Source organism: Lactiplantibacillus fabifermentans DSM 21115 (assembly GCF_000498955.2).
Classification (GTDB): domain Bacteria; phylum Bacillota; class Bacilli; order Lactobacillales; family Lactobacillaceae; genus Lactiplantibacillus; species Lactiplantibacillus fabifermentans.
The window spans coordinates 1-15,458 of sequence record NZ_AYGX02000179.1; the positions used below are offsets into that span (position 1 = coordinate 1).

The 15,458-nt window shown below is 45.7% G+C and carries 19 protein-coding genes; 4 read left to right on the forward strand and 15 right to left on the reverse strand.

The window, feature by feature from the left end; genetic code table 11:
• The first annotated feature begins 46 nt into the window (after nt 1–46).
• A complete protein-coding gene (locus DY78_RS15480) occupies nt 47–1,168 on the forward strand; it encodes a vitamin B12 independent methionine synthase (protein ID WP_029778784.1) in 1,122 nt (373 codons plus the stop codon).
• Between the two features lie 82 nt (nt 1,169–1,250).
• On the opposite strand, the gene DY78_RS15485 is transcribed toward DY78_RS15480, so the two are convergent.
• From DY78_RS15485 to DY78_RS15505, 5 genes are all read right to left on the reverse strand, one after another.
• The gene (locus DY78_RS15485; RefSeq protein WP_024623830.1) at nt 1,251–1,628 is read right to left on the reverse strand and encodes a DMT family transporter; all 378 of its coding nucleotides are present in this window, start codon (nt 1,626–1,628) and stop codon (nt 1,251–1,253) included.
• A gap of 13 nt (nt 1,629–1,641) precedes the next feature.
• Nucleotides 1,642–1,950, reverse strand: coding sequence for a DMT family transporter (locus tag DY78_RS15490; RefSeq protein WP_024623831.1), 309 nt, complete (start codon nt 1,948–1,950; stop codon nt 1,642–1,644).
• Nucleotides 1,951–2,268: 318 nt separating this feature from the next.
• A complete protein-coding gene (gene trhA, locus DY78_RS15495; protein ID WP_024623832.1) occupies nt 2,269–2,907 on the reverse strand; it encodes a PAQR family membrane homeostasis protein TrhA in 639 nt (212 codons plus the stop codon).
• Between the two features lie 89 nt (nt 2,908–2,996).
• A complete protein-coding gene (locus tag DY78_RS15500) occupies nt 2,997–3,185 on the reverse strand; it encodes a hypothetical protein (RefSeq protein ID WP_033614510.1) in 189 nt (62 codons plus the stop codon).
• 311 nt (nt 3,186–3,496) lie between these two features.
• A complete protein-coding gene (locus DY78_RS15505; RefSeq protein WP_024623833.1) occupies nt 3,497–3,847 on the reverse strand; it encodes an ArsR/SmtB family transcription factor in 351 nt (116 codons plus the stop codon).
• Nucleotides 3,848–3,984: 137 nt separating this feature from the next.
• On the opposite strand from DY78_RS15505, the gene DY78_RS15510 reads away from it, so the two are divergent.
• Both DY78_RS15510 and DY78_RS16295 read left to right on the forward strand, forming a co-directional pair.
• Nucleotides 3,985–4,875, forward strand: coding sequence for a cation diffusion facilitator family transporter (locus DY78_RS15510; RefSeq protein WP_024623834.1), 891 nt, complete (start codon nt 3,985–3,987; stop codon nt 4,873–4,875).
• A 233-nt stretch (nt 4,876–5,108) separates the two neighbouring features.
• Nucleotides 5,109–5,279 (forward strand): hypothetical protein, encoded by a 171-nt coding sequence (locus DY78_RS16295; protein ID WP_156093490.1) that lies wholly within the window; start codon nt 5,109–5,111, stop codon nt 5,277–5,279.
• Nucleotides 5,280–5,355: 76 nt separating this feature from the next.
• On the opposite strand, the gene DY78_RS15515 is transcribed toward DY78_RS16295, so the two are convergent.
• The 8 genes from DY78_RS15515 to DY78_RS15550 all read right to left on the reverse strand — a co-directional run bounded on the left by DY78_RS15515 (nt 5,356) and on the right by DY78_RS15550 (nt 11,956).
• The gene (locus DY78_RS15515) at nt 5,356–5,883 is read right to left on the reverse strand and encodes a DNA-3-methyladenine glycosylase I (RefSeq protein WP_024623835.1); all 528 of its coding nucleotides are present in this window, start codon (nt 5,881–5,883) and stop codon (nt 5,356–5,358) included.
• Nucleotides 5,880–7,022 carry a dihydropteroate synthase gene (folP, locus tag DY78_RS15520; RefSeq protein ID WP_024623836.1) on the reverse strand — a complete coding sequence of 381 codons (1,143 nt, stop codon included), beginning with the start codon at nt 7,020–7,022 and terminating at the stop codon, nt 5,880–5,882. The genes DY78_RS15515 and folP overlap by 4 nt, the downstream gene beginning before the upstream one ends.
• Before the next feature lie 23 nt (nt 7,023–7,045).
• The gene (locus DY78_RS15525; protein ID WP_024623837.1) at nt 7,046–7,633 is read right to left on the reverse strand and encodes a non-canonical purine NTP pyrophosphatase; all 588 of its coding nucleotides are present in this window, start codon (nt 7,631–7,633) and stop codon (nt 7,046–7,048) included.
• Nucleotides 7,626–8,966 carry a bifunctional folylpolyglutamate synthase/dihydrofolate synthase gene (locus DY78_RS15530; protein ID WP_024623838.1) on the reverse strand — a complete coding sequence of 447 codons (1,341 nt, stop codon included), beginning with the start codon at nt 8,964–8,966 and terminating at the stop codon, nt 7,626–7,628. Before DY78_RS15530 ends, DY78_RS15525 begins: the two co-directional genes overlap by 8 nt.
• 8 nt (nt 8,967–8,974) lie before the next feature.
• Nucleotides 8,975–9,547 (reverse strand): GTP cyclohydrolase I FolE, encoded by a 573-nt coding sequence (gene folE / locus DY78_RS15535; protein ID WP_024623839.1) that lies wholly within the window; start codon nt 9,545–9,547, stop codon nt 8,975–8,977.
• The gene (gene folK / locus DY78_RS15540) at nt 9,540–10,049 is read right to left on the reverse strand and encodes a 2-amino-4-hydroxy-6-hydroxymethyldihydropteridine diphosphokinase (RefSeq protein ID WP_024623840.1); all 510 of its coding nucleotides are present in this window, start codon (nt 10,047–10,049) and stop codon (nt 9,540–9,542) included. The genes folE and folK overlap by 8 nt, the downstream gene beginning before the upstream one ends.
• A complete protein-coding gene (gene folB / locus DY78_RS15545; RefSeq protein ID WP_024623841.1) occupies nt 10,039–10,407 on the reverse strand; it encodes a dihydroneopterin aldolase in 369 nt (122 codons plus the stop codon). The genes folK and folB overlap by 11 nt, the downstream gene beginning before the upstream one ends.
• Before the next feature lie 1,018 nt (nt 10,408–11,425).
• Nucleotides 11,426–11,956 carry a CvpA family protein gene (locus tag DY78_RS15550; protein WP_024623842.1) on the reverse strand — a complete coding sequence of 177 codons (531 nt, stop codon included), beginning with the start codon at nt 11,954–11,956 and terminating at the stop codon, nt 11,426–11,428.
• A gap of 169 nt (nt 11,957–12,125) precedes the next feature.
• Here DY78_RS15550 and DY78_RS15555 point away from each other — a divergent pair, with 169 nt between their 5' ends.
• On the forward strand, nt 12,126–13,031 hold the full coding sequence (locus DY78_RS15555) for a metal ABC transporter solute-binding protein, Zn/Mn family (RefSeq protein ID WP_024623843.1): 906 nt from the start codon (nt 12,126–12,128) through the stop codon (nt 13,029–13,031).
• A 71-nt stretch (nt 13,032–13,102) separates the two neighbouring features.
• On the opposite strand, the gene DY78_RS15560 is transcribed toward DY78_RS15555, so the two are convergent.
• Complete coding sequence (locus DY78_RS15560) at nt 13,103–14,521, reverse strand: MFS transporter (RefSeq protein ID WP_024623844.1); 1,419 nt, start codon at nt 14,519–14,521, stop codon at nt 13,103–13,105.
• Nucleotides 14,522–14,674: 153 nt separating this feature from the next.
• Nucleotides 14,675–14,935, reverse strand: a complete 261-nt coding sequence (locus tag DY78_RS15565; protein ID WP_024623845.1) for a hypothetical protein — start codon at nt 14,933–14,935, stop codon at nt 14,675–14,677.
• Nucleotides 14,936–15,458 lie beyond the last annotated feature (523 nt).

Sequence of the window (15,458 nt, forward strand, 5' to 3'; positions counted from 1 at the left end):
GGAAGCTGATCTTTTTTGTCCGAACAGCGTTCGGATTAATTTTACAATCTACCCTACAACTACTTTAACCGCACCATTTCGCTATGACGTCGTCGGCAGTCTCTTACGACCAGCTAGCTTAAAACAAGCCCATGCGCAACTCGCCGCTGGTGACATCACCGCTGACGAAGAATTGGCGATTCAACAACAAGAAATCAAACGCATCGTCGATGAACAAGTTAAGCTCGGTTTAAAAGCGGTAACCGATGGTGAATTTTCACGGAGTTGGTGGCACTTAGACTTCTTATGGGGCTTAACTGGTGTCGGCAAGTATGATTATCATCAAAGTTATAAATTCAAAGGTGACCATACTCGCACCGATAATGCCGAATTGACGGGTAAAATTGCCTTCAATCCCGACCATCCCTTCTTCAAAGCATTTGAATACTTACAATCGATTGTCCCGGCCGGCGTCTTAGCCAAACAAACGATTCCATCACCAACGATGTTATTCCGCGATAACCGCAGTGATAATTGGTCAAAATTTTACGATAGTTGGGATGCATATTTAGTCGACTTAGCAAAAGCTTACCATGACACTATCGTCCACTTTTACGACCTCGGTTGTCGCTACATTCAACTAGACGATACCACTTGGGCCTTTTTGATTAGCAAATTAAACGATGCCGACACAGACCATGCGCAATATACGAAGATGGCTCAAGATGCCGTGACCGTTATTAACGCTGCTTTAGCTGACTTACCAAGTGATTTGACCGTCACGACCCATATTTGCCGTGGTAACTTTAAATCAACTTACTTATTCTCCGGCAGTTACGATGTCGTGGCAAAGTATTTAGGTCAATTAAACTACGACGGTTTATTTTTGGAATACGATAACCAACGCGCCGGCGGTTTTGAAGTCTTAGACCAAATTTGGAACGGTGACACGCATAAACGCATCGTTTTAGGCTTAGTAACTTCCAAGTTCCCGGAACTAGAACAACCCGCGGATTTGAAAGCCCGTATTCAGGCGGCCACTGAAAAAGTGCCGTTAGCCAACTTAGCGTTATCCACGCAATGTGGCTTCGCATCGACAGAAGAAGGCAACCAATTGACGGAAGACCAACAATGGGCCAAGTTAAAATTAGTAATCGATACTGCTAAGGACGTTTGGCCGGAAGACTAAGCCGTTAGCTAAGCACATTAAAGGACGCCTGATGAAATTCAAAATTTCATCAGGCGTCCTTTTCGAGTTAAGTTTAAATTAATTAATTGCGATTAAAGCGGGTCCGCCAACGTTGCCTCGCAGTAGGCTGCGGACTGCTCGCTTTCACTGGTTGATTTAATAAGATCACGCCGGCGATAATGGCAATAAAGCCAATCATTTTGACCCCGGTCAACACTTCGCCGAAAGCCCAAATGCCGATTAAGCCGGTTACCGCCGTACCCGCACCGGCCCACATGGCATAGCCGACACTGAGCGGAATTTGGCTTAACGCCCGCGAGAAGCTAAAGATTGCTAAACCGTACAAGAACATGCCCGAAATTCCAATCAACGGATGTGTAAAACCCGCTGATAACTTCAATAAACTGGTCCCTAAAATTTCGACCCCGATGGCCACTACTAATTGCATCCATGCGCGCATGTCAATTACCCCCTTATACGTTTAACAAAATCGCCCCAATCACGATGGCAACGAGCCCGCTAATCCGTGCGAGACTGAGCCGTTCGCGATAGACAACGACGGCTAAAATCACCGTCGCCAACGTCCCGATGCCGGCCCACATGGCATACGTCACCCCAAGTGGTAACCGTTGCATCGCTAACGTTACTAAAACTAACGAACTAAAATACCCCAATAACACCATCACCGTGGGTATCAAATTCCGAAATCCATTCGCCCGTTTAAGAAAGAAACTTCCAACGACTTCCATAAAAATGCCACCAAATAATAACCCGTATGCCATCTTAATCACCTCACTAAAATTTCAGTTGTCTTACCATTTTACGGAAAAATTAATCAGTTGGCAATGAAAAAGATACGCCTGGGTGATTACAGTTTTGTTACAGTGGTAAGAGCGAGTCGCGCGGCGACCAGCCCCTGAGCATTGCCTAGTCATAGCTATTATTCGGTGGGCTTTCCGAATGATAGCTATGACGTAGCAAGCACAAGGGGCTGCCGCGGGACTCGCGTTTCAAAACAACATTTGCCAGTACTTATCGGGGAATTGCAACTCACTCAAACAAAAAGGACGCACCCAGTCTCCCGGCATACGTCCCCCAATTTAAATATAAAAGTAAATCGAAAAATACATCAAGGCGGTCCCAATCATTACAAAAATATGCCAAATCACATGCAAGTATTTAATGCGTGGGAAGCTATAAAGTAAGGCGCCTAACGTAAAGGCAACGCCACCAGCCACTAACAACCAAAAACCGGTTACGCCTAAATTGGTCCACAGTTGTTTGCCACCAGCTAAACACATCCAGCCCATTAATACATAAATGACTGTTTCGATTTTTCGTAATTTTCCAGGCCAAACCGCGTTCACCACAATCCCGGCAATTGCCAGGACCCAAATAGTGATTAAAATCGTCCACCCAAGCCAGCCTTTAATTGCCAGCAAGCTGTATGGGGTATAAGTCCCGGCAATTAGAACGTAGACCCCACTGTGATCAAGAATGCGAAACACTTCGCGCGCGCGGGTAAAGTATAACCCGTGAAATAACATGGAACACGTATATAAGACAAATAGTGACACGCCATAAATAATGAAGGCCGCCCATTCAAGTCCTTGCCCATCTTCATAAGCTTTAATCATTAAAAAGACAAAACCAGCAATACTCAATGCTAAGCCAATGCCGTGCGTCACTGAATTTAAAACTTCATTTGTTATTTGATACCGTCGCGATGTGGTTGGCATGTTAATCACCTCAGATTTATTCATTGGCACTATCATACCATCATATAATGTCAATATCAATACATCTAGTCTATAAAACTAGGTTGTAATTAAACCTGTTCTTTATTGCCGCTTCCGGTCAGCAGTAATTCCAGTAGCCGAGGCGACCAGTTCGAGCCTGAGAAACGGTCTCGAACTTCACTTTGAAGCTTGACCCAACCCGCCAATCTCCAAAGATGTCGGTGCTGTAAATGTCGGAAAATCACCGGCATTAACACCACTTGCACGGCGACTTCCATTACTGCCGACCTCCAGCTAAACTGAATGATTATAATTTTAAACATAACAAGTCCCGGCCACTATTTATGACCGGGACTTGTTGTGTTTTAGACGAGCCATACAATTGAGTGATAGTATCACGGAAGCCGGCTAGCAAGTGTGAACGTGCTGAAGTTGTCCTTAGTCGAATGATTTTCTCGACTTAGAACAAGGCCGTCTTTTGAGACTTGGTTTGTCCGCTCAAAAACGAGGCTGGCAACCGCTCTTTGGCGCCAACCGGTCCCAGCACGAGAACACTTGCTAGCCGGCTGACCGTCAACGTTCGAAGACGCTATTCAGCTTGGTTACTTTCTTCCGCGTGAGCTGCGACTTGTTGGAAAATACTAATAATGTGCTTGTCGGCTAATTGATAATGGACGTTGCGACCGCTGCGCGTCCCAACGACTAACTTGAGTTCGCGCAAAACGGTGAGTTGGTGTGACACATTGGACTGGGTCAAATCGAGACCGGCTGCTAGCTCACCAACACTTAACTTAGAAACCCCGAGAGCATACAAAATCCGTGCCCGTGTGGGATCACCCAACGCTTTAAAAATTGCCGTGATGCGCCCTAACTCATCTTCTGGTGGGATTAAGGTATTTAGTTTAGCCACAATGGCTTCATGATCTAATTCTGGATTCATTATTTCTCCAATTTCTAATTGTCGGACTAACTTAATGGTGTTACAATACACATGAACAGTCATTCATATGTATGTTCATTCATAATTAAATTATAGCAATTCGAAACGCGAATTCAACTCAGAAGTAGGTGGAGAATATGTCAGCTCACAATCATCAAGTTCAACAACAGACCAGCGCCTTTAAAATTGGCGTGATTTTAAATTCAATTTTCATCGTTTTAGAAGCCGGTTACGGTTTTGCCAGTGGGTCCTTGGCCCTGGTTGCCGATGCCGGTCATAACTTGAGTGACGTCTTAGGACTCCTCATTTCATGGTTAGCGATTTGGTTAGGTACCAAGAGCGCTAGTGCCAAATATACGTACGGTTACAAGAGTTCCTCAATCTTAGCCGCCCTATTTAACGCGGTATTCTTACTTGTCGCCATTGGGGCCATTTCCGTTGAAGCGATTCAACGACTCAGTAATCCCGGTCCCGTAGCCGAATGGGACGTGATTATCGTGGCCGCCGTTGGGATCGTGATTAACGGCTTTACCGCCTTCCTATTTATGAAAGGACAAAAACACGACTTAAATATCAAAGGGGCCTTTTTACACATGGCCGCCGATGCCGGCGTTTCCGTCGGCGTGGTCTTAGCCGGATTCGTCATTCTCAAAACCGGCTGGTACTGGTTAGACCCGGTTATCTCACTCATTATCGCCGTCATTATTTTAATCGGAACTTGGGGATTATTGCGCGACGCGATGAACTTTTCGCTCGAAGCCGTGCCGAGCAACATCGACCGCACCGAAATTTATGACTTCTTGATGGCGCAACCAAGCATCAACTCCGTCCATGATTTACACATTTGGGGCATGAGTACGACTGAAACTGCCATGACTGTCCATCTGTGTCGTAACACCTTAGCGGATAACAACGAATTTTTGGAAGCGATGAATAAAGAACTCAGTGACCGCTTCCCACTGACGCATATCACCATTCAAATCGAACTTGGAAAAGTCGACTACGAAACTACCGACGACTCCATTTAAGCTGAAAAAGACGCCTTTAAACGGCGTCTTTTCACGTTCCTGCTTTATACAAATATAATTATAAGTTTATCCTCTCTTTTACATCACTTTCGCATGAACTTAGTTGATAATTCAACGTTAAATCATATTTTTTGAACATTTAAGCATTTATACTGTTTTATGGTTGAATAGTCGGTACAATGAAGATGATACCAAGTTGGGGTATTGGAAAACAGTAATGGGAGGGAATTACGATGAATCCAAAAATTAGTATCGGTCTCAGTTTAGTTTTAGCAATTGTCTTACTATTCAACTGGGTTTTCTTAGCCCACTTCTCTGCCGCACTCGTCTTTTTCTTAACGCTGCTATTAATCGGCAATGTGGTGGCCTTACTCTTTCCGGTCGAACCGGAAACCACTCGTTAACCACTTCACTGACATATAAATTTTGATATTAGTAAAGGCGCGCCCTTGGGGGACACGCCTTTTTTTAGTCAATTGTTTAATTTACTTGAATAATCCCCGCCGCCAGCAAAAACATATGCGTGACGACCGGACCCACAAATGTAAACCCACGGCGGTGCAAATCCTTAGCGACTCGCGTGCCCAATGGGGATTGCGTCGGTAATTCGTCATCTGGCGCCGGCATCATCAATGGTGTCGCATCGACAAACTGCCACAAATAAGCACTGAAACTACCAAATTCTTGTTGCACGTCAATAATGGCGCGCGCATCTTGAATAATAGCGTGCAATTTACGGCCATTGTGCATGACTTTAGGCGCTTGCATCAAGCGTTCCCAGTCCGGTTCATCCAGACCGGCCACTTCGTTAATGCGCAACCCATGCATTTCACGGCGCAAGATGGGCAACTGACTCGCCGCCACTTGCCAACCGAGGCCAACTTGTAAGATGCCGACAATCAACAATTCAAACAAGACATGATCATCGTGTGTGGGCGTACCAAAGTAGGCATCGTAATCTTTGACGCCATTGGCTTCAACGTCGTCAAAATCAGTGGGGCTAATCATCGCGCCACCCAGTACCCATTTTCAATTCGGCCTAATAACGTCACCATTTGTTGGGTTTCCGCAACGTCATGGACCCGAATGATGCGACCGCCTTTAAGCATCATGGCCGCTTCGGTCACTAAGGTCATTGGTAACCGGTCTTCTTTTTTCAAACCGAGCAATAAGCCTAAATAGCCCTTGCGTGAGATGGCGACCATCATTGGCCGTTGTAAATAGTTGAATTCGTCAATGTTGCGCATCATGACATAGTCTTGTTCGCCATGCGCAACTTTGGAATAACCGATTCCTTGGTCCAAGGCAATCCGTTCAATATCAATACCAGCGCTCGTCAAGTCCGCAATATTTTGTTCAAAGAATTGCTTCATACTGCCGGTCAAATCAACGTATTCTTCTTCACGACTACTATGCATCGTTAATAAGCCAACGCGACTGTCAGCCATTAATTTCAGCTTCCGGGGGTCATCAGTAAAGGCGTTGACATCATTAATAATGCTGATACCTTCCTTAACGACCGCCTGCATCACTGGGTACTTATACGTATCAATGGCTAACACGGCTTGCGGGAACCGTTTTTTAATCGCCTTAATATAAGGTAAGGTCCGTTCCAACTCAACTTCCGGCGTCACTTCAGTAAAACCGGGGCGCGTCGTTTGGCCGTTGACTTCAATGACATCCGCCCCGGCATCGAGCATGTCGCCGACGTGGTTGAGCACATCGTCCATCGTTTTATATTGACCACCATCAAAAAATGAATCCGGCGTAATATTCATAATGCCGTAAATCAAGGGCTTCTCAGTCAAATTAAACCGGTGGTCCCCCGCTTGCCAGTAGACATCATATTGCTTCATAATCTGATTCAATTGAATTTGGACCGGTGCTTGGTGCTGGAAGACCAATGACCAATTTTTTAACATCTGCCGCCCGGCCGCCTGACTTAAGAGTACCGTCAATTGCGCGGGACTCGCTTGTACGACGCCATCGAGTTGATGACAAAATTGCGTCAATTGGACTTGTTGTTCACGATTATAATCACTAAAACGTAACACTAATTGTTGTTGCCGTTGCACTTGATGGCTCAACGCCTGACTCGCAAAATCCGGTGTCTGCCATAACGTACTGGTAATATCTTGAACCCACATCTAATTCACCAATCCTTTCAATTTTAAAGCTGTTGACTTAATTGTTGCGCCGCTCGACCACGATGGGTCAACGGCAAGCGCCAAACATCTGGTAATTCGGCTAAAGTCCGCCCATATGCGGGCAACCAGAACAACCGATCAAAGCCGCCCGAGTAGGCGCCAATTTGGTGCGGTATTAAATAACCGGTTAACGTCCCTTGCACCACGACCGTCCGACCATCGGGCCAAGCGGCAGCTAAGGTCGCCCGCATCGTGGCGACTCGGTCAGCCAGTGGTAGTGGTGTAATCGCCGCAATAATTTCCTCGTTACGGTCATAGCCACTGACTTTAACCCCTAAATCCCGGGCCGTGGTCACGCCAAACTCATCCGGTAATGCCGGAATTTCGAGCCCGCTGTCATCAGCAATTACGGGCACTCCGAGATTCTGGGCCGCAAACTTCGCCTTCATGACCGCATTATCAACATAACTAGTCGTAGTCTCAACAGGAAAATCCAGCCGCGGCTTGGTGGTCAAATACTGGGTCGCCGTAATTCCGTAATAACCTAAGCATAACGCTAAATCACGACTTTTGCCGGGATTATTAGACGCAATTAACCAGGTTTCAGTCATCGGGCAACACCGCCCAACCCGCTTGCTGTAATTCGCGCATCACGTAAAATGAACCGGTCACCACAATCGCACTATCAGCCGTGGCCCGCTGTTGTGCTAAAGTTAACGCCGCTTGAATCGTGGGAGCCACTAGCACTTCTGGTCGGGTCCCCGCCCGCAAATCAGTGGCCGTTTGCGCCAATAACTCGGCTGGTAACGCCCGTTGCGGGTTAGCCGGCGTATTGGCAATCACTAAATCGGCCGCCGGTAATAAGGCCGTTAACATATCTGGAAAAGCTTTATCCTTTAAGACGCCGACGACCCAAATCAACCGTTTTTTTGGTAATAAGGCTTGCACACTGGCAACTAAACCGCGCATGCCATCCGGATTATGCGCGCCGTCCGCCACTATCAGGGGGGCCGACTGCAAAATCGTCAACCGGCCGGGTAATTGCACGGCTTTGAGGCCCGCCCGCACCGCGGTATCGCTCAAGGTCACCCGTTGTTGCCGCAACACGGCAATAGCGGTCAATACTAAGCTCAAATTCTGAACTTGATACCGTCCAACTAAATGTAGCCGTAATTGTGACCAGTCGAATTGGTCACTGTGGGCATCCACGGTGGTGCCTTGTAAGTCAGCCGCCGTTACCGTCATGGTTAATTCACGCGCCGTGACAACTCGGACGCCTTGATTCAAAGCTTCCGTTTTCAACACCGGCAGGGCGGCGGGATTTTGATCCGCTAACGTCACGACTGTCGTTTTAGGTTTAATGATTTTGGACTTATTACGCGCAATCGCTTCAATCGTTGGCCCTAAAATTTTCGTATGGTCGAGGGCAATCTTCGTAAAAACGGTCAATTGAGGCCCGCCCAACGCGTTGGTGGCATCGAATTGCCCGCCTAAACCGGCTTCAACAATCGCCCATTCGATATTTTGATTACGGAACCAGACCATGCCAATTAAAAAGTACCATTCAAAAATCGACACATCGGCCGCAGTGAGTTGCATATTATGCAAAACCGGCACAATTTCTTGGTACGTATCAATAAAGTCAGCCGGACTAATCCAGTGACCATTAGTTTGCAGCTGTTCACGGTCATCATTAATCGCCGGGCTACTAAAGCGGCCGACTTGATAGCCTTGCGCTTGCAAAACTTGGGCGAGCATCGCCCCCGTAGAACCCTTGCCATTAGTCCCCGCGATATGAATCACGTGAAAATAACGGTCCGGTTGGCCCAAATGCGCCATAATTTGCCACAATAACGGCACCCGGTCGTGATCAGTCACTAGCATGGCTTGATTAAGCTGAGCCACTAAATCGTTGTATTTTGCCATTACCGTTGCTGCATCCATTATTTCACCTACTTACTCGCAATCCGTTGTAAGAATTCGCGTTTCAAGTCTAAATCGGTCTTGAATTGACCACTATAATAGCTGCTTTCTGTCTGGACGCCGGGCTTGCTGACGCCCCGCATTTCCATGCACATATGCCGGGCCGTGATGGAAACGGCAATCCCCGCGGGGTCTAAAATCCGTTGTAATTCTTTAGCAATCGAAACTGTCAATCGTTCTTGCACGTTTGGTTGTTGCGCACAATAGTCGATTAACCGCGGAATCTTGCTCAAGCCAATCACTTGGTCATGTTGTGGCACGTACGCCACTTGGACCGTCCCGAAAAATGGTAATAAATGATGTTCACACATCGAATAAAACGGAATATCTTTTAATAACACCATTTCAGTCGGATCCGTTACTTCAAATAATTTATAGTTATCAAACGGGGCCGCCGTTTTAGTCGCAAAAACTTCGGCGTACATCCGCGCGACCCGATCCGGTGTTTCCACTAAACCGGGTCGGTCAGGATCTTCCCCCACCGCCGTTAAAATCTCACGCACGGCATGGCGAATTTTTGCTTGGTTAGTTTCATCAATCATGTTGTTCACTCACATTTCCTACTTTTTTAATCCAACTAGTATCGTGGTTAGCCGCCAACATTGCTTGGACTTCTGGCCCTACAAATGGGTCATCCGCAGCGATTTCAATAGTTGGTAATAACACAAAATTACGGTGGGCCGCTTGGGCATGTGGAATCGTCAAGGTGGCGGTCTGCATGTGCCGCGCCCCCCAGAAAATGATATCCAAATCAATCGTCCGGGGTCCCCAATGAATCAAACGTTGGCGGTGCAATTGTTGTTCGATGGTATGTAATTCAACTAGCAACTCATCCGGTGTCAAAGTCGTCGTTAACGCGACTGAGACGTTGTAAAAATTAGCTTGCTCCCGGTTGCCCCACGGTTCAGTTTCATACCAATTAGAGACGGCCACCACTTGAACGGTCGGCAAGGCCCGCAAATCAGCCAACGCATGTTCAATATTTTTCACTCGCGGATGAATATTCGACCCAATACTCAAATAAACGCGTTCATCACTTGGCATCCGGCGCCCCCTCCACCTCAATTTCAACATCATCAAAGATGCCGGGCATCGGCACACTGTACTTACGAATCTTCAAGTTAATCAATTCGACCGTTGGAAAGGCCGTCAGTAACGTTTGCAATAAGTTATTGGCCAACGATTCAATTAATTTGTATGAATGGTTGTTAACGAACTCATCCGCCACTGCGCGCACTTCGGCGTAATTAATCGTTTCATGCACATCGTCATGTTGTACTTTCGCTTCAATCGGATACTTGATGGCGATATCCATCGCCAGTTGTTGCCCATTGCGGCGTTCTTCTGGTAGCACCCCATTAAACGTATGAAAGCGTAAATTGTTAATGCGAATCATTCCCATAAGTATCCCTCTTAAGCTGTATTTTTTAACTATAATCATAGCATGAAGGACCGGCTGCGTGGTAGTAATCCGATAAATAATGCCAATTTATCGGCGAATGTTTGGAATTTACCGATAATTCACCGACTTTTGACCCAGATCATCCAGTTATCCAGTCGCTTCCGCCCTTTTTAAACATCAGTATATCTATTTTAAGCTATCTCAGTGATTTTCGGTACTTTGCGGTTTGGTATTAGCCAGCCGTCTCCAGCCAGCTACCGGGACGCAGTGGTGCACCCTTGAAGCCAAAAAGCGGTCTTCAAGGCGGTTGTGGGCCTGGCCCAGCCCACCAGTCCCACAACACGGCACTTGTCCTAAGCGAGTAAAAAACACTCGCTAAGGACAACGACACTGCGCCCCGGTCGCTGGCTTCCGACTCAACCTTCCAATTCGACTAATCATGAGATTCAATTACGATGGTTAGTCTGCCCTAAACAACTAAGTATTAATGACTTAACGTTCAGACTCAAAGCCAGTAATACCGTAGCAACACTAATTAAAGTACAATCTAAAAAGCAACCAGCCTCAAACAATTACGTTCAAAACTAGTTGCCTAACTTATTATATATTTTTAATTAGCCGCCATCTTACGACGAATCTAGCCCTGGTTGAGCATGCTGGGCCGACTGTGCGGGTGGCGTTAAAACAGGCTATTTTACTGGTCTAACACCACAGACACTTTTAGGGCTTCTTTTTTAATGGTTAATGTTGTTATCATACAGTTAGTCAGTCGCTCATTAGCCATAATTAAGAACACGCTATTCCAATTTTGTGTGCTGAATATAGCAGTTGGCTGACCGTAATGGAATCGTCCTGAAGGTGGCGTTAACGGCCGTTTTTTGGCCGTTTACACCACGGACGCCTTTTGAGACTTGGGTTTCAGGCTCAAAAGCGAGGTCCAAGACCGCTTCTCAGGCTTGGACCGGTCCCAGGACGATGGAATTACGGTCAGCCAACTACGGCAATAACCTACACCTAGCTATGAATCTTGTGCGCCGGTTTCGAACTTAACTAAGTCGCCGAGATACGTGCTCGTTAAGCCCGGGGTCTTTTTGACGATGTAAGTGGCTAGCGGTGAATTGTCCATTTGGGTTTGGATGAAGGTGGTATTGAAGAGACTCGCTAAGGATAGCGCCACGAAGACGACCAAATACGAAATGACAAACGCTACCGCGCCCCCAGCTAAGCTGTTCACTTGTTTGACTACCGGTAACCACGTAATCATCCGTGAAACCCGACCTAACATCCGAATCACGGCCCAACCGAGTGAAATCAACATGAAAAACGCAATCATGTTAATGACTAACGTCGCCATGGTACCACTGTTAATCAGCTTTAAACTCGTTAGGAGGTTGTTAATCGCGGTGCCAAGTGGTTGATACAGTAACCGGGCAAAGATTAACACCCCCACGGTGCCAATTAAATGTAAGACTTCAATGACGAAGCCTCGATGAAACCCGCGAAATAGCGCGGAACCTAAGACGACTAAAATCAACAATGTAAACAGCATGCGCCGCAACCTCCTCTTTTCATAAGTAGTCCTTATTTTACCAGCTTAAAATGACCCTGCCTATCATTTTGCCCAATATTAAACTATCCTTAAATGCTTGACGCTCCTTAGTTTTTTAGTTAAAGTTAAACAGTAACTATTACGATTTAATTAGGATGGGATTAACAACATGCGCTGCAAACGTTTATTTTTAAGCTTAGCGCTATTAGTCGGCATCGGGAGTTTATTGGCTGGTTGTCAAAATCAGACCACCAGCACCACGACTAGTAACGGTAAAATCAAAATTATTGCCAGTTTAGACTTTTACGGTCAAACGGCGAAAAAAGTCGCCGGTAAATATGGGCAAGTCACGTCAGTCATCAATCGGCCGAGTGTCGACCCGCATGACTTTGAAGCTACCGTGGCGACGGCTAAGGAAGCTAGTAACGCTGCGTTAATCGTCTATAACGGTTTAGGCTATGATGACTGGATGAGCAAAATTCTAGTGAATAAAGCGACCAATGCCAAGGTTATCGAAGTCGGCAGCACGATTGCCCATAAAAAGGATGGTGCCAACGAACACGTGTGGTATGATCCAACAACCATGCCGCAGCTGGCTACCAAAATTGCAGCAGATTTAGCTAAAATCCAGCCGCAACATAAAGCCTACTTCATGCGCCAAGCTAAGGCCTATCAAGCTAGTCTTAAACCGCTGACTACTGAAATTGCGGCCTTGAAGAAAAATGTTCACGGTCAAAAAGTAGCCGTCAGCGAACCCGTTTTCGATTATGCCTTAAAAGCGCTTGGTTATAAAATTAGTAATAGCCACTTTGCGATGGCGATTGAAGATGGCGCCGACCCATCCCCGCAAGATATCAAACAAATGCAAAGTGATATTAAACATCACCGAATTGCCTTTTTCGTTGAAAATACGCAATCTGACAGTAATATCGTCCAAAATATGGTCAGTCTCGCGAAAAAGTATGACGTCCCCGTCTTAAAGGTTACCGAAACATTACCGGCTAACCAAACTTATGAGCAATGGATGTTGTCGCAATACCAACAACTAGCCAAGATTCAGGCGAAAACTAACTAAAGCCACAATCAAAAAGGGACCCGATGAAATTTCAAGTTTTCATCGGGCCCCTTTTTGATTGTCACACGCTTTTATTGCTTGTTAGCCTGGCGACCATCACGTAAAAGTAACGCTAAAATCAAACCAACAATTTCAACACCTAACATGGTCACAAAGACCGCATGATAACCGTTCAAATTGGCGGTAAGTGACGGCACCCCACTTTTAAGCTGGGCGGCCGTCACATTGGATAAAATCAAGGTTGCCACCGCAACCCCTGCCGACCCTAAAATCTGCCGGACAGTTGTAATCACAGCGGTCCCATGTGAGATCAAAGCATCTGGCAAGGAGTTAGCACCTAGTGTGACCGCCGGCATCATGACAAAGGCGTTCCCACCTTCAATAATCGCCGCAATGAGAATCATCGTTAGTAAATTAAGCTTCGTCGTAATCAACGTCAAAATTAACCAACCAACCACAATCATGGTCATCCCAAGCAACATGATCTGCTTATAACCAAATTTTTCAGCTAATTTACCGGTTAACGGATTCAAAATACTTAAGAACACCGCCCCGGGAACTAAGGACATCCCGGAAATGAATGGTGAGACTTTCAAAACGCCTTGATAATAAAGTGGGAAGACAATCGTCACAACAATCAAAGCAATATATGAAATCGCCGTTAAGAAGATGGCTAAATCATAATTGAACGTTTTCAAAACCCGCAATTCAAGTAACGGGGTCGTTAAATGAAATTGACGATACGTGAAGTAAGCGACCGCCAAAATGGATACGACTAACAAAATACCGTTAAGCGTCCAGTCAACACCACTCTTACCAATTTCATTGACAACGTATAAAATACCGGCAAAGCCCAGGAGCATCACGATGGAAATCGTATCCAGCTTCGACGGTTTGCTAACCATGACATCATTAATCGTATAGAAGCTGACTAGAATTAAGATGGTCGCGACCGTAATAAAGACTAGGAACAGGCCATGCCAATCGGTAAACTTCAAAACAATCCCAGAAATAATCGGTCCTGACGCCAAGGCGGACCCCATCACTAAGCCAGCGACCCCCATTGTCGTCCCACGTTCTTCTTCAGGCGTAATCGTCAATAGAATTGATTGATACGATGGAAATAAGACCCCGACAGCCGCCGCTTTAATTAAACGACCGACCATCATCACTGGAAAACTAGGGGCAAAATAAATAATAATTGACCCAACATCAAATAAAACGAGTACCGTTAAAAATAATTTCTTAAACCCAATGTTATCAAGTAGCCACGGGCTAATTGGCATCATCACGACCATGGTCAACATAAAGCCGGTTGTTAACCATTGGACCGTTGACGCTGAAATGCCAAAGTCGCGCATAAAGGTCGGATAAACCGTTGATAATGACGATTGACTAATCGACATTGTCCACGTCCCGGTCAGTAAGGTAAATATAAACCAAAACCGCCGCCGACCGCTTAAAGTCATTGTGGAAGTTGCATTGTCCATTGCTGGTTCCCCTCTCTTACTTTAGAACTATTATTACCTAACAGTGTCTATTGTACTCATCTTTGGAAATAATGTACAGGCACAACGCAAAATTCCATTTAAAAAGGTCGCTGACTTAACACGTCAGCGACCCACTTTACTTATTCAAATTAATTATTCAGCTAACATGGCCGCACTAACGGCTTGTAACTGCGTCTTTTCACTATCACTAGGTTGTGCTAGTGTCATCTTTTTCAGCGCGATTACCGCGCGATATTGAAGCTCGGCCACATTAATATCGTCCCGGACATCATAATGGGTAATTGTGACATAAGCGGAGTTCTCATAGATCTTTTCCACTTTCGCATAGAAGTCATAATCGGTATTGCCATTCTTTTGGCATTTAACGCGATCACCCACAGCAATTTTTGCCATTACTATCACTCCACTTCATAAAATATGCTAATAACATATCACGGAATGTCATGAATAACAATCATTGGTCTCGATATTAAGCGGATTTTTATGGTTGCGTTAGTCAACAATCAAACGCTGTTTTTGACCGGATACGATTAACTTGCGAGTCTCTTGTTTATAGCAGTACTTATAATAATATTGTATGCCTACAAGCCAACTACAAATAATTATTTTCATATCGTAAAGTTGTTGGTTATCATAATGGCTATACTGAAGTTCTTAGCAAATGTTTGGAGTCTCGTGGAAACTTATACTGTAGCTTACTTAAAATAGCGCATGCGGCCCCCCACTTGGCTCACAGCCAGTATCATTGTACCCGGTCGTCGATGATCCCCGACGCCCTTGCGTTTAAGCCGTCAGATTTACAACCGGCCAATAATCGGCTAGTTGCTGCGCTTGAAAATCAATTCTTATTTGTGGATACAAAAAAAGACCACCACAGTGGTCTTTCCAGTTTGCATGGCAACGTCCTACCCTCGCA